Genomic DNA, 19,266 nt, shown 5'->3' with positions numbered 1-19,266 from the left:
ATCTTACTGCGTAAATCCGATTTGCTTCGCCCAATGGTGGTGGCGAGATTGGATATTTGCGTTCAACTGAAAGGACCAAGGCCATGTCGTCTGATCTTGAAACTCTCTTGTCCGCCGCGCGCGATCACGCCAGTGAAGTGATCCTGCCTAATGTTGATGCCTGGAACAAAAACGGGGCTTGGCCTCGCGCGGCCTCTGACAAGGCAGGTGCGGCTGGTCTGACTGGCCTCTACGCACCGAAAGAGTGGGGCGGACAGGGTTTGCCGCTGTCCGAGGGTATTCAGGTTTATGAACAATTGGGAACAGGCGATGGAGCTTACGCATTTGCGATTTCCATGCACAACATTTGTACTTTTGCAGGTTGTGGATACGGGACCGACGCGTTCAAAGAGGAATGGGCGCGCGATCTGACTTCAGGTCGCAAGCTTGCGAATTTCGCGCTGACAGAGCCGCAGTCCGGGTCTGATCCGATGAAGATGTACACCCGTGCAACAATCAACAGTGACGGCACCTGGACTATCAATGGCGCTAAGGCGTGGGTCAGCTTGGCGACTGAGGCCGATATCTACTTTACCGTTGTCAAAACCTCGGATGAGCCTGGTCATAAGGACATGGCCATGATCGCGATTCCGGCAGACGCGCCAGGTATCAGCTTTGGCCCAATTTATGATACACCATCCTATAACTTCCTGCCGATTTCCGAGATGTATTTAGACAACGTCGTGGTCAGCGAAGACAATATCATTCTTCCAATTGGCCAAGGCTTGCAGGGCTCATTGACGGCGATCGACATCGCAAGGGTTTCGATCGCTTCTGGGTGTTGTGGCCTGATGCAGGCCGCGCTGAATACTGCGCTGTCCTATTCAAAGAACCGCAAGATGTTTGGCGGCAAGAACCTCGACCTTGACGGCATTCAGTGGATGCTGGGAGAGGTGGCAACAGATCTCGAAGCGTCCAAGCTGCTTTACCGCAAGGCAGCCGAAGCCCTTGGCACCCCTGAGGGGCCACTTATGGCGGCACATGCCAAACGTTTTGTCCCCGACGCTGCAGTAAAAGCTGCGAACACTTGCACCCAGGTTCTGGGTGGGATGGGTCTTTTGCAGCCTTACGGGCTGGATCGACTATCACGCTTGGCGCAGATGCTGCGGATCGTTGACGGAACAACCGAAATCAGCCGCGTCGTGATTGGTAGAGCGCTGCAAAAACGTGCGGCTGGTCTGCCGGACCTTCCTGTGCCAAAGGGGTATGGCGAAACTGACAAAAACGATACAATCCTAGCGGCGGAATAGTACGCTATACATACAGGAGTTTGGGCTATGCGCGCTGTCCTATGTTCGAAATTTGAGGGCGCTGATGCGCTTGAACTTGGCGAAGCGCCAGAGCCTGTTCCAGCAGCCGATGAAGTTCTCATCGAGGTGCATGCCGCCGCCGTGAGTTTTATGGATAAGCTCATGGCGGAAGGTGGTTATCAACTGAGGCCAGAGTTGCCTTATGTCCCGGGAACGGACGCGGCAGGCATTGTCTTACAGGTCGGGAGCGAGGTCACCGACTTTAAACCAGGTGATCGTGTCGTCGGGCAAATGTGGCACGGCAGTTACGCGGAACGTGCTGCAACCAAACACTGGAAGTGCGCGAAAGTACCCGAAAGCGTCGACCTTACGGTCGCTTCGACCGTTTTGCACAACTACATGACAGCCTATCACGCTTTGGCCCAAAGATGCGCGCTGCAACCGGGTGAGAACCTGTTGGTCACGGGTGCCACTGGCGGGGTTGGACTTGCTGCCGTTGACATGGGGCGGATGCTTGGTGCGCGCGTCCTTGCAGGAACCGGAGACGCCGCCAAAATGAGTGCGCTGCAGGAGGCAGGCGCCGATGCAGTCGTCAATATGCGCGAAGGCGACCTGCGCCAACAGATCCAAGACCTTACAGACGGAAAAGGGTTGGATGTTTGCTTTGAGATGATAGGCGGAGACACCTTTGTAAAGATTGCCCGATCCATGCGGTGGGGCGGGCGCATCACGCCAATTGGGTTTGTGAGCGGGGAAATCCCAAACCTACCGATGAACCTGCCTCTGCTCAAAGGCTTCTCGGTGGTTGGAGTGTTCGAAGGTGCATGGGCCGAGAAGTTCCCGTCGGAAGCCAAGGATGCAGCAGACAAGATAATGAACTGGATTGCTGAAGGTGAACTGCGCCCACTTATTGATCGCGTTTTGAAGTTGGAGGACGCATCTGAAGCCTTCCGATCTCTCAATGAGCGTGAAGTGATCGGGCGTATTGTTCTGCAAATCTAGGTGTTCCAGCCACTTTACAAGTTTGGCTAATATACATCGAGGATCGGATGGGTCGCGCTCGGTCGACGATCTATCGCGAATTGAAGAGAAATTCTTCAGGGACGAGGATTTGGTTCGAGCGGTTTGGTAACAGATCCGATTTGTTTCAGAGTCTCAAATTCCCTCGATGCGATGTGAGTTGGCAGAGCGCAAATAGTCTGCTCAGAATCTTTCCATCTTAGATTTGGATAGGACATGCGCCATGACGATCAAACGCCGCCAATTCATGAAGCTGGGACTTGCTTCAACAGCCGCACTCGCACTTGGAACTCCTGCTGCATTTGCCGGGGACAAGGAACGCACCGGCAGCCTGTCTGGGCGTCGTGGCTATAACGTGAAAGGGACGGTCTCGGTCACCGGTGATACCGTTACACTCAAAAGCGACTATGTCTTTGACCCCAGCAAGAACCCACCGGACATTAAGATCGGCTTCGGCAATGGTGAGACCTATGCCAATGGTTCAAAAATTCACGACAAGCTGACCGTCAAGAAGGGCGAAGCCTCGTTTAAAATCCCGACCGGGATCGACACATCCAAGTACAACGAGTTGTATATCTATTGTGAGAAGTTCACTGTGATCCTGGCGGTCGCCCCGCTGAGTTAAGCGGTCCTTGAAGGCATTGTAAAACCGCCCGCCAAGGTGGGCGGTTTTCGTCCTTTTACCCAGCACTCAGCGAGGGCAGGTTTGTACCGTCAGGACTCCTTTTTTGATTTGTCAGGTTGGGGGCAGGTCGGACTGGCGTTGTTAAGCGCCATTCTTTTTCTGCTGATGGTGCTTCTGGCACGTCGTGCCTTGCGCCCTTTCCCGATCTGGGTGCGATTATTCGGGGCGCTTTTCTTGTTTTGGCTGTTCGTGTGGCTGTCGCCGCAAATCTATTACATGTATTATCGGTTGGTCATTCCCGATCTGCCTTTGCAATGGGTGATCTGGCCGCCCCGCGACCCTCTCAAGCCGTTGGAAATTCTGATTTTCTCGTATGAGCAGAACCTAAGCGCCCACGGGCAGGGCATCCTTGGGTGGACGGTCATTCTGGCGGCCGTCCCGCCACGCAAGCAAGCGGGTCGATCAGAGGGTTAGCTCTGTTCCCTGGTTGGTTCGATCTGGTCGAAAATGGCTGAACATATCTGGTCCATTTCCAGCGCAAAGAAGTTTTTCGCAGCCGCCTCGTTTGGATGGTATGGGTCCTTAACCATGCCGTTCCTGTTCAGGCGGAAATAATGCTTGTTGCCTTGGTTGGCCGCAACCGTTTCGGGGGTAGCACCAGGTACGAACGTGCACCGCAGTCCCGTGACCTTGAACGCATCCATCAGATTCTTCTGCACCCGCAGCCGCAAATCTACGATCTTCTTCTTGTAAGCGGGCGCTGTGGTCATGAAAATGCACGGCAGGTCGGGAGGCAGTTGCGCTTGCAGGCGTTCAACATCCCGTACGGCGGCTTCGGGGTTGTTAGCCCACCGCTTGGCCGAGTTGCCGAGAAAGGACATCAGGATCAGTTTTGGATCATAATACCCGTCCCGCAGCATCTCTTCGAGCGGTGAGGTTTTGGCCGCGCAGAACTGATATTCCTTTCCCTTGCCAATCTGCACATACTTGTTGCCGGTCTTGTTCACGAACCCGTACGCACCGGCGTTCACGTTCCATTTCGGGTCTACCTTGCAGATCGTGTCCTTTGCCCGCCCCGACCGGGCGGTCCACGAGTCGATTGAACTGGACCGGACACCTATCACCCCGACCCGCATTTCCCCAAGGCGTTCAAGGTGCTTTTTCTGCCGGGCATTGGGGTGGCAGTGGTCCTTGATATCGCTAAAAAACTCCAGGAAAGCCGGGCCCGAACCAAAGGATATCTGGCTGTCCCCGATAATCAGAATCTCGGGCGAGGTAAAATCCTCTGCGCTTGCCCCCAGAGTGGTGAAGGCCAAAGCGCAAACAGTTGCGACCATCTTTTTGAACACCTGCATATCCCCCCTGCAGTCTTTACCTCTACTTCACGGCCGAAAATACAGCGTTGCAGATTTCGGCCGTGTTAATGTCAAGAAAAGCCCGGACCGCAGCCCGGCTTGGATGGTGCGGGTCCTTGACCTTGCCCGCATCGTTGCGCCGGAAATAAGCGGGCTGACCTTCAATCACGGCGCGTGTCTTGCGGTTGAACCCTTCAACCACGGCACATTGCGTTCCCGCCTGCCGCAAGGCGCGGGCTATCGCGGTTTGGGCCTTCATTCGTTTGTCGTTGGTTTTTTTCAGATAGACCGGCACGCTTGAGATGAAGATACATGGAATGTCGTCCGGAATTTGTTCCAGCGTGCGGCGGGCATCCTGTTGGGCCAAATCAGGAGAATTCGCCCAGCGATCGGATGAATTGCCCAGAAAGGTCAGAACCAGCAATTCGGGGCTGTAATACCCGTCGTCAAACATCGCCTGAAACGCGGTCTGATTGGGTTTGCAGAACTGATAGGCGTTGTCTTTGCCGATCTGAATGAACACCCGGTCAGGGTTGCCTTCGATACCATAGGCCCCGGCATTGACCCCGAATTTCTTGTCGACATCGCAAATCGCACCTTTTGCGGCCCCCTTGGGCGTTGTCCATGACTGCAAGGATGTCGAGCGGACGCCAATCGCGGCAGTCTCGCGGTTGCCGAGATTACCCAGTGCCCTTTTGCGTTCAGGCGTCATCCTGCACCGATCCGCCAGCTCATCGAAGAACCTCAGGTACTCTTTGCCAGCCCCGAACGAAATCTGGCTGTCCCCTAGGATCAGAATATCCGGTTGCGCCGCCGCGGGCTGTGCGCTTAGGGCTGAAACGGCGGCCAGCCAAAGTCCGAATACTGATGTTCTGAACAAAGTCACACAATCACCTTCAACAGTCGTTCCCGCAGCCGGACCATGCCCGGTCATTCGCGCCAGAATGCGGGATTGTGCAGTGTAATACCAATCAATACCTGGTTATTTCCACTGCGCCTGCCGTGATGATCTGGCTGGGGTTCTATGAGGGGGGAGGTGGGTGTCCGATTGGTCGGATTAAGGGACATGCCCATATTCCATGCCATTCACGAAGGCCTGCAACTCTATGGTTACCAATGCTTCTGGGCAAAGCCGCTCGATAACAAAGGCAATGAAACTAAAGGCTATTGGATATTGTGGCGTCCTTTCGTATTTTGGATACAAAGTGGAAATGCCAGAGACCATCCCAATGCCAAAAACCCGCGCGATTCATCGCCAAAGTTTGCCTGATGTCATCACAAACGACCTGCGCGAGCGTATCCTGAGCGGAGAGATGGTGGAAGGTGAAACCATTCGGCAAGAAGCGTTGGCAGAGGAATATGACGTATCCCGCATGCCGATACGTGAGGCGCTCAAGCGGCTGGATGCCGAGGGCCTGGTCCAACTGACTAACAATCGGGGGGCCTGTGTAACAACTCATTCCCTTTCGGAAATCGGAGAGATTTTCGACCTTAGAATCCTGTTGGAAGTCGACCTTTTCAAACGGGCGATCCCCCAGATGACAGAGGCGGATTTCGTCATCTGCGAAGAGTTGTTGAACAAAATGGAAAAGTCCTATGAAACATATGACGTCGGGCGGTGGGGCAGTCTGAACTACGAGTATCACAGGGCGTTATATTCCGCCGCTGAGCGCGGGATTACCAACGAATTCCTGCAACGGGTCAATCTGCAATCTGACCGTTATGTGCGGATGCACCTGAGTGTGATGGAACAGCGAGAGCCAGCCAAAGCGGAGCACCGTCAGTTGTTGGCACTGGCGCGGTTGCGCAATGCAGAGGCTGCTTGCGCGCTGCTGACGAACCACATCCAGCGCACCAAGGAACAGTTGCTGGCTATGGTCATCGCGACCCGCAAAGCCGAAAGTTAATCTGAATAGTCAGCTCACAGGACACTGACGGGCCACTTGGAGCGACCCGTCATTCCAACACGTTTCGTGAACCAGTCAAGTGTCAGCGGCCTATGATTGTAAGATCTTTGGGAAAACTGGTCAGCGACCGACAACCATCCTCGGTCACAAGAACATCATCTTCGATCCGAACACCAAAATTGCCCAGATCATACAGGCCCGGTTCGTTGGTCCAAACCATGCCCGGCAGGATTTTCTGGTGGTTCCCGCGCATGATATATGGCGCTTCGTGCACGTCGCGACCCAGACCATGACCCGTCTTGGTGCGAATCCGGTTGGCATAGGGCGAAGCCTCGAGCACATTTGTAACTGCGTCGTCGATGTCATGGGCGCTCGCGCCGGGGCAACAGGCCTTGAACCCTTCGAGGTTCGCGCGAAGGACTGTGTCGTAAACCGCCCTACCCTCGTCCGAAACCTCGCCAACAAAGAATGTACGCGTGATATCCGCCGCAAAACCGTTTTTGCGCGCGCCAAAGTCGAAGAGCAGCGCATCGCCGGGTTTGATCTGATAATCCGCGCGGGCTTTGCCGTGTGGTTGAGCCGAGTTGTCTCCGGCGGCGACAATCGGTGCAAAAGCCAACGACGCGGCGCCTTCAGCAAACAGCGCCTGGATCAACGCCTGTTCGATCTGTTTCTCGGTTTGCCCGACGCGAACCTCTGAAATCACACGTTCCAGCGCGCGTTCCGAGATATCAATTGCAGCCTGCAAAGCGGCAATATCGGCGTCGGTCTTGATGATCCGCAAACCGGAAATCTCGCTCTCGGCATCTACGATTTGCAAGTCGGGCATCGCATTGGTCAGGGCCTTGGACACGAAAACCCGCATCACTTGCCCTTCAACGGCAAGTGACCTCAGGGGCATATGAGCGGCCAATGAAGCAAAGGCGCTGTCATAGCCCTTTTGGTCCATCCAGTCGAAGACGGCCCCCTCAAAACCGACCAATTCCCACGTTCCCAGTTCCAGATTGGGCACAATCGCAGCCGGTGTGCCCTCAGCCGGGATAATGACCACAAAGGGCCGTTCGTGGCTCATGAAAGGTTTGCCCAATGCGCGGGTGAAATTAGGGCCCGGTACAAGGGCAATGGCATCTACTGACATTTCCCTTGCCAGTTTACTGTATTCCGACAAATTCGGCATGTGCGCCGACCTCCCAAGATAGTAAGGCCGAGCCGCCGTATCGGGCAGCCCTTGCCAATAATCTGCAACTGTTGGGACACTTACACCATGGAAGATGTAACTGCCCAGAGGGTGTGTTTTGGACCCGTGCCCAAAGTGCCCATGGTTAAAACTCAATACCGAGCCAGATAGCGACCGCCACGCAATTGCCCAAATATTGGGCGTAAGATTTGGGTTTGACGCGCATTTGGCCAGAATGGATTTACTTCCGATGGTCACGGATTTTTACTTCCACTCAATGAGAGAACGAATTGATCGCCCTTCCCCATGACCGCCGACCCAAAATTGCTGGTTTTCTCTGATCTCGACGGGACGCTGCTGGATCATCACAATTATAGTTGGGCGGCTGCTCAGTCGGGACTTCAACGCTTGTCGGAAATCGGCGCGGGGCTTGTATTGGCCAGCAGCAAAACAGCGGCAGAGATTGCACCGCTGCAGCAGGAACTTGGTGTTACGCGAATGCCGGCAATTGTCGAAAATGGGGCGGGTATCCTATGGCCCGATGCGCCCGATATTGAAGGTGACCATTATCAGGACTTGCGCACGGCGCTTTCCCAACTGCCCACGGGATTTGTCGGGTTTGGCGATATGTCCGATCAGGATGTGGCAGATGCGACGGGGCTCAACCCCGTTCAAGCCGCCCGTGCTCGAACGCGGAAATTCAGCGAGCCCGGGCTGTGGATGGGCACGGAGGCCGAGTTAGACCACTTCGTAGCACAAGCGCGCAACATGAGTCTTTTTGCCCGTCGCGGGGGGCGGTTCCTGACCGTATCCTTCGGAAAAACCAAGGCGGACGCCTTAAGGGAAGTTGTTCAGCAGCTAAGACCAAGCCGATCAATCGCCTTGGGTGACGCGCCAAATGACATCGAAATGCTAATGGCTGCGGATCAAGGCGTCGTGGTTGCAAATCCGGATGGGCCGGGCATTCCGCCTTTTCCACCTCATATCGAACGACGCATATTCAGGACAGACAGCAACGGTCCCCAAGGTTGGTCGGAGGCCATCCTGACCCTGACTGCAGAGTTCTGACAAAAACAAGGCGAACGACATGGCAGACTTCCATCAGAACGGAAATATAACGACGCTGCACAATTTGCGCAGCAGACCCAGTGGTCACCTGTCACATGAGATTTCGGTCTTTGCACAGACCCGCAAGATCACCCTGATCCTTCCGTGTCTTTATTCCGAGCTGGAGGGGCCGGCCCTCGCTGGTATCCTCAAGGAACTGTCGCAGGTCCCGTATCTTCACCGCGTCATCATCGGCCTGGACCAAGCGGATGAAGAACAGTACCGCAAAGCCCGTGCGTTCTTTGCCGACTTGCTGCAAAACCACGCTGTTATCTGGAATGACAGCCCTCGTCTGACGCATCTTCAGGAACATCTGAAAGCCTTGGGCCTTGCGCCGCAGGAACCCGGCAAGGGTAAGAATGTCTGGTCTTGTATCGGCTATCTTCTGGCCTGCGCGGACAGTTCCGTTATGGCGATTCACGATTGCGACATTGTCACGTATAACCGCGAGATGCTGGATCGGCTGGTTTATCCGGTGGTCAACCCGACCTTTCCGTTTCAGATGGCCAAAGGGTTTTACCCCCGTATCGGGTCCGGCAAGCTGAACGGTCGTGTGACGCGTCTTCTGGTCAGTCCGCTGCTGATCGCGTTGAAAAAGGTAATCGGGGACCGGGATTACCTCGATTATCTGCGCAGCTTCCGCTATCCACTGTCGGGTGAGTTTGCAATTCGCACCCCTACCCTGCCCGATTTGCGCATTCCTTCCGACTGGGGGCTTGAGATCGGAGTGCTGTCCGAAGCGTGGCGAAATCTGGCCCCGAAGTCCGTCTGTCAGGTCGAAATTGCCGACAATTATGACCACAAACATCAGGAGCTGTCCCCCGAGGACGCAAATCGTGGCCTGTCGCGCATGTCCACCGATATCTGCAAGGCGATCTTCCGCAAACTGGCCGCCGACGGCACGGTGTTCACGCCCAATACCTTCCGTACACTCAAGGCGACCTATTACCGCTCGGCGCTGGACTTGCTCGAAGGGTATTACACCGACGCCAAGATGAATGGGTTGGAATTGGACCGCCACAAGGAAGAGAAATCCATCGAACTGTTCGCCGAAAATATCATTCGCGCCGGGCAGGTGTTTCTGGACAACCCGCACGAGACGCCGTTCATTCCCACATGGAACAGGGTCCATTCGGCTGATCCTGAATTCCTGCTGCGCCTCAAGGCGGCGGTGTCCGACGACCTGGACGAATTCAGCCCGCGTTCGTGATCCAGCGGCACTGATACGGGGCCAGCACAATATCGGGGCCGTTGGTGGCCAGGATTTCTCCAGTCAGGGCGTCCGTCCAGGTTTCCTCGGCAATCATGTTGATCTCGGCAGGGCTGACGTGGACCAGCTCGGCCGAGACATTATGCAGCGCAAAGATCGACTGGCTGCGATCCAGACTTTGCCGCCAGATGCCAAAGACGCGATCATCCAACCGCAGGGTGAATTGCGTGGCGTTCGGGTGAAAGGCCGCCTGTTGCGCCCGCAGGCGCAGACGTTTGGACAATTCGGACAGCACCAGCGCCTGATTTGACCCCGGATCGGCCAGCCTTGCCAGCAGGTCAGGGTAATGCCAGCGATGCCGGTTGATTGCCCGGTTCATGCCCCGCCGCGCAACAGCCTCGTGATCATTGGGTGTGGCCAGCAGGGAATGGATGTAAAAGGCCGGTATCCCTTCCAAAGACATCACGATGGTCTGTGAACAGATGAACCGCGCCAGATGGTATTGATCGGGGCCTTGAAATGTCTCGGCCATGGCTTCGAAATAGCCGCAGTTCAACTCATAGGGTTCTTCGCGCCCATCAGGCAGCGCGCGCATCGAAACCAGCCCGCCAATGCGGCGCACCGTGTCGATCATGCGCTCTTTTTCGTCGGGCGGCAGCAATCCCTCGGCCGGACGCATCCCGATCCCATCGTGGCTGGCGGTGAAATTCAGATACGCGCAGCCCAACTGGGCCGGAGGCATCGCGGCTTGCCATTCGCTCAGATATTGCGCTGTGCCTGACTGCATTGCGTGCAGGATCAAAGGGGGCAGCGGGAAATTGTAAACGGCGTGCGCCTCGTTCCGGTTGCCGAAGTAACTCAGATTCTCGGTCCGCGGGACGTTTGTTTCGGTCAGCAGTACAAGTGTTTCAGTTGCATAGTCGCACAGCAACCTGAGAAGCTGCACGATCGCATGGGCTTGTGGCAAGTGAATGCAGTTGGTGCCGATTTCCTTCCAGATGAAAGCCACCGCATCCAGTCGCAATATCCGCACGCCTTTGTCGATATGCAGACGGATAATCCGCAACATCTCGACCAAAACCTCGGGGTTCGAGAAATCCAGATCGACCTGATCGTGGCTGAACGTGCACCAGACGTATTTCTCACCCTCGCTGGTCTCCACTTGCCGCAGCAACGGCGTGGTGCGGGGGCGCACAACCTCGGACAGATCATCTTCGGGTGACGCTTCAAAAAAGAACCGGTCGTGCGGGGATTTGCCCTGAAGGTAGTTGGTGAACCACGCGCCCTGGCTTGAGACATGATTCAACACGAGATCGGACATCAGATGAAAATCGTCCGCGATACGCGTGATATCCGTCCAGTCACCAAGCTGAGTGCTGACGCTATAGTAATCGGAAACAGCGAACCCGTCGTCCGAAGTGAAGGGAAAAAACGGCAAGATGTGAACGCCGTTGACCACCCCGGTCAGGTGTCGAACGAGAAAATCGTGTAACAGGTCCAGGGGTTTGTGCGCCTGATCTTCAATCGAGTTACCATAGGTTATCAGGACGCTGTCGTTCTCTGACCACAACTTATTGCCGGGCTTGCGGCCTTGTTTGCGCCTGTGCGTATTGGACGGCCAAAAGGCATCGGATACCTGTCGCGCCAATTCCGATTGATCATGGTCAGGGTAGATCTGAACAAGCAGGTCAATCAGGCGTCGGGAGAAGCTGGTATTATCACTGGTCAAGAGTCACAGGCCCTTCGCTGCATCCGCCTGATGGTTTTCCAGAACGGTCAGCCTGTCAAACCGAACGGCGGTTCTTTGACTCAACCTGCACCACCTTGCACATTTTTTGGACATGTAACCGGTAACAGAAGGCTCACACAGCGTAGCGGGTCATGAACATATCAACTGCCTGCCGCGCCACTTCGTCGATTTCAGACTGGGAAAAGCTATTCTGAATGCCAAATGCGGCACGGGCCCAGATGCGCACTTTACAAAGCTCTGAGAATTGTTCTGCGGCGATCTGCAAATCGTCGATGGCAAGCTCGCCTTGATTAACGGCCTTCCTAAAGTATTCCACCAAGTGCCGGACGCCGTTTTGCGGACCGGCCTCATAAAATGCTTGACCCAATTCCGGGAACCTGTCGCGTTCGGCCACGCAAATGCGGAAAACCTGCTGCGCAAACTCGGACACCAGAAAAGTAGTTAGTTGGGTTGCAGCTACAGTCAGCACCTCGCGCACTGGTTTGGAATCGTCGATCATCGACAAGACGTTTTCAGCCATCCGGCTGCATTCGGTGTGAGCAACTTCCATGAACAAAAGGCGTTTGTCAGGAAAGTAGCTGTACAAGGTCGCCTTTGAGACACCAGCCGCGCGTGCGATATCGTCCACACTTGCGCCTTCGAAACCATCCGCCATGAATACTTCACGGGCACCGCGTACCACTTGATCGAATTTGCGACCTGTACGCAGGATGGTGGCTGACTCGGGCATTGTTTCTCCTTGGCTGCAGGTTCCAAGTTTATAAACCGTTCAGTTCAGATTCAACGATTCTCGCAGAAACTCCCTTGGGTGAACTACCGGACCCGCTTTGGGCAAGCGGGCTTGCCGCCAGTTCAAACCGTGCTAACACTCTGGCCATGGTCGATATCTTTCTGCGCACACTTCCTTTCTTTGCGATCATCGGCCTTGGATATTGGGCCGGGCGCAGCCGTTTTTTCTCGGAAGATGCAACAGCGTATCTAACAAAATTTGTCTTCTATTTTGCGTTGTCGGCGATGCTGTTTCGATTTGCCGCCACGCTTCCGTTTGCTGAAATCTTCAATGCGAAGTTGGTGCTGGGATACCTTCTGGGCACCTTCGCCGTCTATGCGCTGGCAACATTCGTTGCCTGGATCAGAGGTCTGGACATCCCCACTTCGGCCGTCGAAGCGCAGTGCGCAGCCATTGGCAATGTTGGCTTTTTGGGCCTGCCGATGCTGGCGCTTCTGTTCACCGAGGCCGCAATCGGGCCGGTTATGTTGGTCCTCACAGTGGATCTTGTCGTCTTTTCGTCGTTGATCGTCATCTTGATCAACGGAGGGCGGGATGGGCGGCTGACCCCGTCTACGTTTCGGTTGATTGCTGTTGGGCTGATAAAGAACCCCATGATCGTTTCGATCTCGGCCGGGATGCTGTGGTCTGCGTTTCAAGTCCCGGTCCCAGTACCACTGAACGACTTTCTGACAATTTTGGGTGGTGCCGCGACGCCCGGAGCCCTGTTTGCAATTGGCGCGTCATTGGCCAGCAAGTCGGCGGAACGCGTGCAAATCGCGGGTTGGCTCAGCTTTTGCAAACTGGTGGTACATCCTGCCTGTGTCGCAATCGTCCTGATTTGGGTGATCCCCGTCGCGACATTTCCTGCGTCAATAGCCATCGCTGCGGCCGCTCTGCCGGTTGCGGGAAACGTTTATATGCTTGCCGCACATTACGGCGTTGCGCCGCATAGAGCATCGACGGCAATCCTTCTTTCTACTGCCGCAAGTATTCTGACTGTACCCGTCGTGATTGCGTGGGTGGGAACGCTTTAGGTTTCTGCGCTTCGAATTATCCCCTTAACCCGTCGCGCACAGGCTTTACGCAGCGGCTTGGTAAGGGTAGCCATGGCCCGAACCTAACGTAAGGACACGAGCCAGATGGAAACCCTTTCGGAAAACGCCTGTTTCGGGGGCGTGCAAGGCGTCTATCGCCATACCTCCTCCGCGTGTAACTGCGACATGACCGTTGGCTTGTTCTTGCCCGCCGAAGCAAAAGACGGACCCGTCCCTGTACTGTGGTATCTGTCCGGGCTTACATGCACCCATGAAAACGCAATGACGAAGGCCGGGGCGCAGTCGTGGGCGGCTGAACAGGGAATTGCGGTCGTGTTTCCCGATACTTCGCCGCGCGGTGAAGGCGTGGCTGATCACGAGGATTACGATCTGGGTCAGGGCGCCGGGTTTTATGTCAACGCGACGCAAACCCCATGGGCCCCCCACTTTAAGATGTGGGATTATGTGGCCGAGGAACTGCCCGCGCTGCTGGCAGAGCATTTCGCGATTGATATGGATCGTCAGGCCATCACTGGGCATTCCATGGGTGGCCATGGTGCGCTGACGCTGGCGATGAACTTGCCGGGGCGGTACCGTTCAGTTTCGGCCTTTGCGCCGATCTCGAATCCGACGGGGGCGGATTGGGGCCGCAAACAACTGGCCGCCTATCTAGGGGATGATGAGGGCGCCTGGGCCAAGCATGATGCCTCGCTGATGATGAAGGAAAAGGGTTTTGACGGACCTGTCCTGATCGACACCGGGGCCAGTGACCAGTTCATCGACCTGCTGCGCCCCGAGGCGCTGGCAGAAGCCATTGCAGAGCGTCGCCAGCAGGCCACCTATCGCCTTCAGCCGGGCTATGATCATTCGTATTTCTTTGTATCGACCTTCATGGAAGATCACATCACCTTTCACGCAGAGGCGCTGTACGGAGACTGAGGCATGAGCGACTTTGATTACGACCTGATCATCATCGGGTCTGGCCCCTCGGGGCGGTCGGCAGCGATTCAGGCGGGTAAGCTGAAACGCCGGGTGCTGGTGATCGACCGAAAGGATCGGTTCGGCGGCGTGTCAGTACATACCGGTACGATCCCGTCAAAAACCCTGCGTGAAACGGTTCTGAACCTGTCGGGCTGGCGCGAGCGCAGCTTTTATGGCCGCTCGTACCGGGTGAAGGATCAGATCCGCGCCGACGACCTCAAGGCGCGTCTGCACATGACGCTGGATCATGAAGTTGACGTTCTGGAACATCAGTTCAACCGAAACCATGTGGAAACCCTGAATGGGCTGGCGCGATTTGTCGGCCCGCATGAGGTTGAGGTTGCGACCGACGCTGGTGACACGACCCGCCTGACCGCCGCAAAGTTTCTGATCGCGACCGGGACCAAAACTTACCGCCCCGACTATGTGCCATTTAATGGCAAGACCGTGGTCGATGGGGATGACTTTCTTGAAATGGCCGAAATCCCAAGGTCGCTTTGCGTGATTGGCGCGGGTGTGATTGGGGTGGAATATGCCACCATGTTTTCGGCGCTGGACGTGCGGGTTACGCTGATCGAACCGCGCGACACGTTTCTGGATTTCATCGACAGCCGCCTGATCCACGATTTCACTCACCAGATCCGCGAGAACGGCGTGGACCTGCGTCTGGGTTCTGCGGTCGAAAAGATCGAAGACGCAGGCGGCCATGTCGAGGTGACATTGGCCAATGGGCGTCACGTGCGGTCCGAGATGCTGCTATTTGCGGCTGGCCGAATGGGTGCGACTTCGGCCCTGAACTTGTCTGCTGTGGGGCTTGAGACAGACCACCGCAACCGGATCAATGTGGACCGCAAAACCTATCAGACTGCCGTGCCGCATATCTATGCGACGGGCGACGTGATCGGGCATCCTTCGCTGGCATCGACATCGCTGCAGCAGGGCCGCGTCGCCGCGTGTCACGCCTTGGAGACCCCTACCCTTCCGGAAAGCCCGTGGTATCCCTATGGCATCTATTCGGTGCCCGAGATTTCCACCTGCGGCATGTCCGAGGAAGAACTGCAGGAGCGCGGCATCCCATACGAGGTCGGCGTGGCACGATTCCGCGAAACCTCTCGCGGGCATATCATGGGCTTGGAACATGGTATGCTGAAGATGCTGTTCTCGCTAAAAACCCGGCGGGTTCTTGGCGTGCAGATTGTCGGCGAAGGCGCGACCGAACTGATCCACATCGCGCAGGCGGTGCTGAACCTGAAGGGAACGGTGGACTATTTCGTACAGAATACGTTCAACTATCCGACGCTGGCCGAGGCGTACAAAATCGCAGGTCTGGATGCTTTCAACCGAATGCCCATTCCGGATGAGTTCAAGGTGCGCAAGACATCAGCCGAAAAAAAGGCGAAGAACGCGTGACGACGCTGTTCATCGACGCCGACGCCTGTCCGGTTAAAGCCGAGGCTGAACGCGTCGCTACGCGGCACAAGGTACAGATGGCTCTTGTCTCCAATGGTGGCTTGCGGCCTTCGGCCAATCCACTGGTGCAAATTGTTATCGTATCTGAGGGTGCGGATGAGGCCGATAAGTGGATCGCTGAACGTTGTGGCGCAGGCGATGTGGTTGTCACGTCCGATATCCCGCTTGCCGCGAAATGTGTTGAGGCTGGCGCGCGCGTATTACGCCCCAACGGCGAAGCGTTCACCGCAGCCAATATTGGACAACAACTGGCTATGCGTGACCTGATGGCAGACCTTCGCGCCGCCAATCCGCTTGGTGCTGGCGGTGGCGGCAAACCCTTTGGCAAAGCCGACAGATCGCGGTTTCTGGACGCGCTGGAACGGGAATTGAGGGCAGCGCAAAAAGCATAGTCCTCGCGCCGGGGGGCGTTTTGCGCTGCGGTTGGGTCTTGTCAATCGGCGCCTGGCTTGATTCAGTTGGCGCCGACGTAAACCTTCAGAACAGGTGTGCCCATGGCGGTTGAAGCCGTAGTTTTTGACATCGGAAATGTCCTTATCGAATGGCAGCCCGAACGTTACTACGACAAGGTGATCGGCGAAGACCGTCGCCGGGCCATGTTTGAAGAAGTCGATCTACATGGAATGAACGACCTTGTGGATCAAGGACATCACTTCACGGACACGATCTATGACTGGGCCGAGAAATACCCCAAGTGGCGCGAAGAAATTCGGATGTGGCACGATAAGTGGATCGAACTGGCCGCGCCCGAAATTCCGCATTCGGTCCGTTTACAGCGTGCTTTGCGGGGAAAAGGCGTGCCAGTTTTTGCTCTGACCAATTTTGGAGTACAGAATTTTGACTATGCGACAACGGTCTACCCATTTCTGAACGAGTTCGACAGGCACTATGTTTCGGGAAGGCTGCAAGCGGTCAAACCGCACGTCCCTATCTACCAAATGGTCGAAGAAGACTGCGGCCTTTCACCCGATACTTTGTTGTTCACCGACGATCGCCTTGAAAACATTGAAACGGCGCATTCACGTGGATGGCAGACGCACCACTTTGAGGGCGCGCAGGGGTGGGCTGACCGCCTTGTCAAAGAAGGGCTGTTGAAGCCCGAAGAAGCCGTCTAGCTCAGGCGGGGACTGCATCCCTGTTTTCACGTATAGGCAGGTGAACGATTGCGCTGAATGCCCCGATTGCGACCCCAATCCACCAAACCAGCGTGTAATCGCCATATTGATCATAAAGGCGTCCCCCAAGCCAAATACCCAGAAAACTGCCAAGCTGGTGGCTGAAAAAGATAATCCCGTAAAGGGTGCCCATGTAGCGCAGACCATAAAGATGCGCGACCAGACCCGAGGTCAGCGGCACGGTTGCGAGCCAAAGCGAACCCATGACCAACGAAAAGACAACCACGGAAAGTGGTGTGATCGGAAAGATAATGAAGGCTGCGGCCGCAAAAGTTCGCGCGGTGTAGACGGACGCCAGAAGGTATTTCTTGGGATAGCGACTTCCGGCCCATCCCGCCAGCAAGGTCCCTCCGATATTCGCCAGACCAATCAAAGAGATGGACACGGCCCCCAGCGCCGATGTCGTTTTGATGCCAATGGAATGTAAAATACCCCCCGACATGATCGGGCCGCACATCTCGGTCACGAAGGCAGGGAAATGGGCTGTCACAAACCCAAGCTGATACCCGCAGCTAAAGAACCCAAGAAAAATGAGGGTGTAGGAAGGATCGCGAAGGGCCCGCCCCAATATTTCCCCCATGCTTTCCTGTAATTCTGCCTTCGACACCGTTTGCGGTGCCCGCATGAAAGGCAGCGTCAAAATCAACGCAAGAATCGCGATGGCGAAGACGATAAATACTTGCTGCCAAGGAAGAAATGTCAGCATCCATTCGGCTGCCGGAGCACCAATTGTCTGCCCACAACTGCCGGCGGCGGTTACCAAGGCAAGAGACATTGACCGGTTTTCATCCGAAGAGGCGCGACCAACGACGGCAAGCACAAGGCCAAATCCCGTCCCGGCAATGCCGAACCCAACAAGCCAAGCATACATCTGATGTTCGAGCGGCGTCACCGACCACGCCGACAGCACCATACCAGCGGCATAAGTCAGTGCCCCCAACACGATGGCACGCCGGTCGCCGGTTTTTTCCGCAATAGCGCCAAATATGGGCTGTCCGATTCCCCATGCCAGATTCTGAATCGCGATAGCCATCGAAAAATCTGTGCGCAGCCATCCGAACTCTTGTTCAATCGGGATCTGGAACACACCAAATGACGCGCGCACGGCGAAACTGACCGTCACGATAATACAACCGACGATCAGGATAGGATTCAGAAGGCGCGGTGGCTGGGGCATTGAAACCTCATGACATTGGAAGGCAGACGCTAAATCAAAAATTAGTCCGGTCAATTCAGAAGTTTTGGGGCCGTAGATAAGCAAAATTGATGCAGGGCAGGTCTGGCTGCTTTTCAATGCGCGATGCAGAGGGTATGCCTCGGGCTATGACGGATTTGATTTCGCTTTATGAGGCTCGCGTCGCAGATGGAACCCTCACACGGGATGACGCGCAAGAGGCAGTTCTACCGCATTTTGAACGCATCCGCTCAACGTTGGCGAAACCGGTAAAGCGCGGTTTGTTTCGCAAGCCACCCCCGCCGCCTAAAGGATTGTATCTGTGGGGCGGCGTTGGGCGCGGCAAGTCCATGTTGATGGACATGTTCGTCGACGCTCTTGACGGCATTCCGGCTAGGCGCGTGCATTTTCATGCCTTCATGCAGGAAATTCATGCCGGTATGCACAAGGCCAGAAACGATGGTGTTGAAGATGCCTTGGCCCCAGTTGCGGACGCCGTCGTCAAGTCGGTTCGGTTGCTGGCATTTGATGAAATGCAGATCACGGATATCACGGATGCCATGATCGTTGGGCGTCTGTTCGATCTGCTGCACGCAGGTGGGGTTGTCGTGATCACGACGTCGAACCGTCACCCTGACGACTTGTACAAGGATGGTTTGAACCGGCAACTCTTCCTGCCATTCATTGCCCATATCAAGGAACAGCTGCAGGTGTGGGAGCTGATCTCGCCAACGGATTATCGCCAAAACCGTTTGGAAGGTGCGCCTGTCTATTTCTCACCCATTGGACCTGAAGCACGGCAGAACATCCGCTCGGTCTGGAACGACCTGTCCGGCGGCGTTGCAGATCCGCTGATACTGCAGGTCAATGGCCGTGCGGTCGAGTTACCTGAGTTTCGGAATGGCGTTGCGCGGGCCAGCTTCTATGATCTTTGCGGCCGGATGCTGGGACCTGCGGATTATCTTGCCATCGCAGAGGCGGTCAAGGTTCTGGTGCTAGAGGATATCCCCCGTCTGTCGCGGAACAACTTTAACGAAGCCAAGCGCTTTGTGACGTTGATTGATGCGTTGTACGAGGCCAAAGTGCGGCTGATCTGCTCGGCAGCGGCTGAGCCGGAGATGCTGTATGTCGAAGGTGAAGGCACCTTTGAATTTGAGCGTACCGCGTCACGTCTGCGGGAAATGCATGATCAGGATTGGGGGAATTAGGGGGCTCTGCCC

Annotated in this window: 19 protein-coding genes; 13 read left to right on the top strand and 6 right to left on the bottom strand. The window is 55.7% G+C overall.

Annotated features, from left to right (window positions below; all coding sequences use genetic code 11):
* The first annotated feature begins 83 nt into the window (after positions 1–83).
* The 4 genes from ACT2B1_RS19230 (at position 84) to ACT2B1_RS19215 (ending at position 3,408) form a co-directional block, all read left to right on the top strand.
* Positions 84–1,289 carry an acyl-CoA dehydrogenase family protein gene (locus ACT2B1_RS19230; protein WP_481669179.1) on the top strand — a complete coding sequence of 402 codons (1,206 nt, stop codon included), beginning with the start codon at positions 84–86 and terminating at the stop codon, positions 1,287–1,289.
* A gap of 27 nt (positions 1,290–1,316) precedes the next feature.
* On the top strand, positions 1,317–2,291 hold the full coding sequence (locus ACT2B1_RS19225; RefSeq protein WP_481669178.1) for an NADPH:quinone oxidoreductase family protein: 975 nt from the start codon (positions 1,317–1,319) through the stop codon (positions 2,289–2,291).
* Between the two features lie 241 nt (positions 2,292–2,532).
* Entirely contained in the window at positions 2,533–2,934 is a 402-nt protein-coding gene (locus ACT2B1_RS19220; protein ID WP_171125759.1) for a DM13 domain-containing protein, read from the top strand.
* An 81-nt stretch (positions 2,935–3,015) separates the two neighbouring features.
* Positions 3,016–3,408 (top strand): hypothetical protein, encoded by a 393-nt coding sequence (locus tag ACT2B1_RS19215; RefSeq protein ID WP_481669177.1) that lies wholly within the window; start codon positions 3,016–3,018, stop codon positions 3,406–3,408.
* On the opposite strand, the gene ACT2B1_RS19210 is transcribed toward ACT2B1_RS19215, so the two are convergent.
* Together ACT2B1_RS19210 and ACT2B1_RS19205 are read right to left on the bottom strand one after the other, a co-directional pair.
* The gene (locus ACT2B1_RS19210; RefSeq protein ID WP_481669176.1) at positions 3,405–4,289 is read right to left on the bottom strand and encodes an SGNH/GDSL hydrolase family protein; all 885 of its coding nucleotides are present in this window, start codon (positions 4,287–4,289) and stop codon (positions 3,405–3,407) included. The genes ACT2B1_RS19215 and ACT2B1_RS19210 overlap by 4 nt on opposite strands.
* Positions 4,290–4,311: 22 nt before the next feature.
* Positions 4,312–5,175, bottom strand: a complete 864-nt coding sequence (locus ACT2B1_RS19205; RefSeq protein ID WP_171125699.1) for an SGNH/GDSL hydrolase family protein — start codon at positions 5,173–5,175, stop codon at positions 4,312–4,314.
* Between the two features lie 343 nt (positions 5,176–5,518).
* Between ACT2B1_RS19205 and ACT2B1_RS19200 the strand changes: the two genes are divergently transcribed.
* A complete protein-coding gene (locus tag ACT2B1_RS19200; protein WP_481669256.1) occupies positions 5,519–6,196 on the top strand; it encodes a GntR family transcriptional regulator in 678 nt (225 codons plus the stop codon).
* 82 nt (positions 6,197–6,278) lie between these two features.
* Here the strand turns inward: ACT2B1_RS19200 and ACT2B1_RS19195 are convergent, their stop codons facing one another.
* Complete coding sequence (locus tag ACT2B1_RS19195; RefSeq protein ID WP_481669175.1) at positions 6,279–7,373, bottom strand: M24 family metallopeptidase; 1,095 nt, start codon at positions 7,371–7,373, stop codon at positions 6,279–6,281.
* Positions 7,374–7,679: 306 nt separating this feature from the next.
* Here ACT2B1_RS19195 and ACT2B1_RS19190 point away from each other — a divergent pair, with 306 nt between their 5' ends.
* Together ACT2B1_RS19190 and ACT2B1_RS19185 are read left to right on the top strand one after the other, a co-directional pair.
* Positions 7,680–8,441: an HAD-IIB family hydrolase gene (locus tag ACT2B1_RS19190; protein WP_481669174.1), complete on the top strand. Its 762-nt coding sequence runs from the start codon at positions 7,680–7,682 to the stop codon at positions 8,439–8,441.
* A gap of 19 nt (positions 8,442–8,460) precedes the next feature.
* Complete coding sequence (locus tag ACT2B1_RS19185) at positions 8,461–9,690, top strand: glycosyltransferase family protein (RefSeq protein WP_171125694.1); 1,230 nt, start codon at positions 8,461–8,463, stop codon at positions 9,688–9,690.
* Here the strand turns inward: ACT2B1_RS19185 and ACT2B1_RS19180 are convergent.
* A complete protein-coding gene (locus tag ACT2B1_RS19180; protein WP_481669173.1) occupies positions 9,674–11,419 on the bottom strand; it encodes a sugar phosphorylase in 1,746 nt (581 codons plus the stop codon). The genes ACT2B1_RS19185 and ACT2B1_RS19180 overlap by 17 nt on opposite strands.
* Before the next feature lie 133 nt (positions 11,420–11,552).
* Positions 11,553–12,170, bottom strand: a complete 618-nt coding sequence (locus ACT2B1_RS19175) for a TetR/AcrR family transcriptional regulator (protein WP_171125690.1) — start codon at positions 12,168–12,170, stop codon at positions 11,553–11,555.
* A 146-nt stretch (positions 12,171–12,316) separates the two neighbouring features.
* On the opposite strand from ACT2B1_RS19175, the gene ACT2B1_RS19170 reads away from it, so the two are divergent.
* The 5 genes from ACT2B1_RS19170 to ACT2B1_RS19150 all read left to right on the top strand — a co-directional run bounded on the left by ACT2B1_RS19170 (position 12,317) and on the right by ACT2B1_RS19150 (position 16,812).
* Entirely contained in the window at positions 12,317–13,246 is a 930-nt protein-coding gene (locus tag ACT2B1_RS19170) for an AEC family transporter (RefSeq protein WP_481669255.1), read from the top strand.
* A 105-nt stretch (positions 13,247–13,351) separates the two neighbouring features.
* Positions 13,352–14,185 carry an S-formylglutathione hydrolase gene (gene fghA / locus ACT2B1_RS19165; protein WP_481669172.1) on the top strand — a complete coding sequence of 278 codons (834 nt, stop codon included), beginning with the start codon at positions 13,352–13,354 and terminating at the stop codon, positions 14,183–14,185.
* A gap of 3 nt (positions 14,186–14,188) precedes the next feature.
* Positions 14,189–15,637 carry a Si-specific NAD(P)(+) transhydrogenase gene (sthA, locus tag ACT2B1_RS19160; protein WP_171241324.1) on the top strand — a complete coding sequence of 483 codons (1,449 nt, stop codon included), beginning with the start codon at positions 14,189–14,191 and terminating at the stop codon, positions 15,635–15,637.
* Complete coding sequence (locus ACT2B1_RS19155; RefSeq protein ID WP_171125684.1) at positions 15,634–16,089, top strand: YaiI/YqxD family protein; 456 nt, start codon at positions 15,634–15,636, stop codon at positions 16,087–16,089. Before sthA ends, ACT2B1_RS19155 begins: the two co-directional genes overlap by 4 nt.
* A gap of 102 nt (positions 16,090–16,191) precedes the next feature.
* On the top strand, positions 16,192–16,812 hold the full coding sequence (locus ACT2B1_RS19150; protein ID WP_171241323.1) for an HAD family hydrolase: 621 nt from the start codon (positions 16,192–16,194) through the stop codon (positions 16,810–16,812).
* A gap of 1 nt (position 16,813) precedes the next feature.
* On the opposite strand, the gene ACT2B1_RS19145 is transcribed toward ACT2B1_RS19150, so the two are convergent.
* The gene (locus ACT2B1_RS19145; RefSeq protein ID WP_481669171.1) at positions 16,814–18,049 is read right to left on the bottom strand and encodes an MFS transporter; all 1,236 of its coding nucleotides are present in this window, start codon (positions 18,047–18,049) and stop codon (positions 16,814–16,816) included.
* Positions 18,050–18,195: 146 nt separating this feature from the next.
* On the opposite strand from ACT2B1_RS19145, the gene zapE reads away from it, so the two are divergent.
* Positions 18,196–19,254 (top strand): cell division protein ZapE, encoded by a 1,059-nt coding sequence (gene zapE, locus ACT2B1_RS19140; RefSeq protein WP_171241321.1) that lies wholly within the window; start codon positions 18,196–18,198, stop codon positions 19,252–19,254.
* The last annotated feature ends 12 nt before the right edge of the window (positions 19,255–19,266 follow it).

It is taken from the genome of Ruegeria sp. S263 (assembly GCF_056780525.1).
This window is presented reverse-complemented; position numbering and strand designations above follow the sequence as displayed.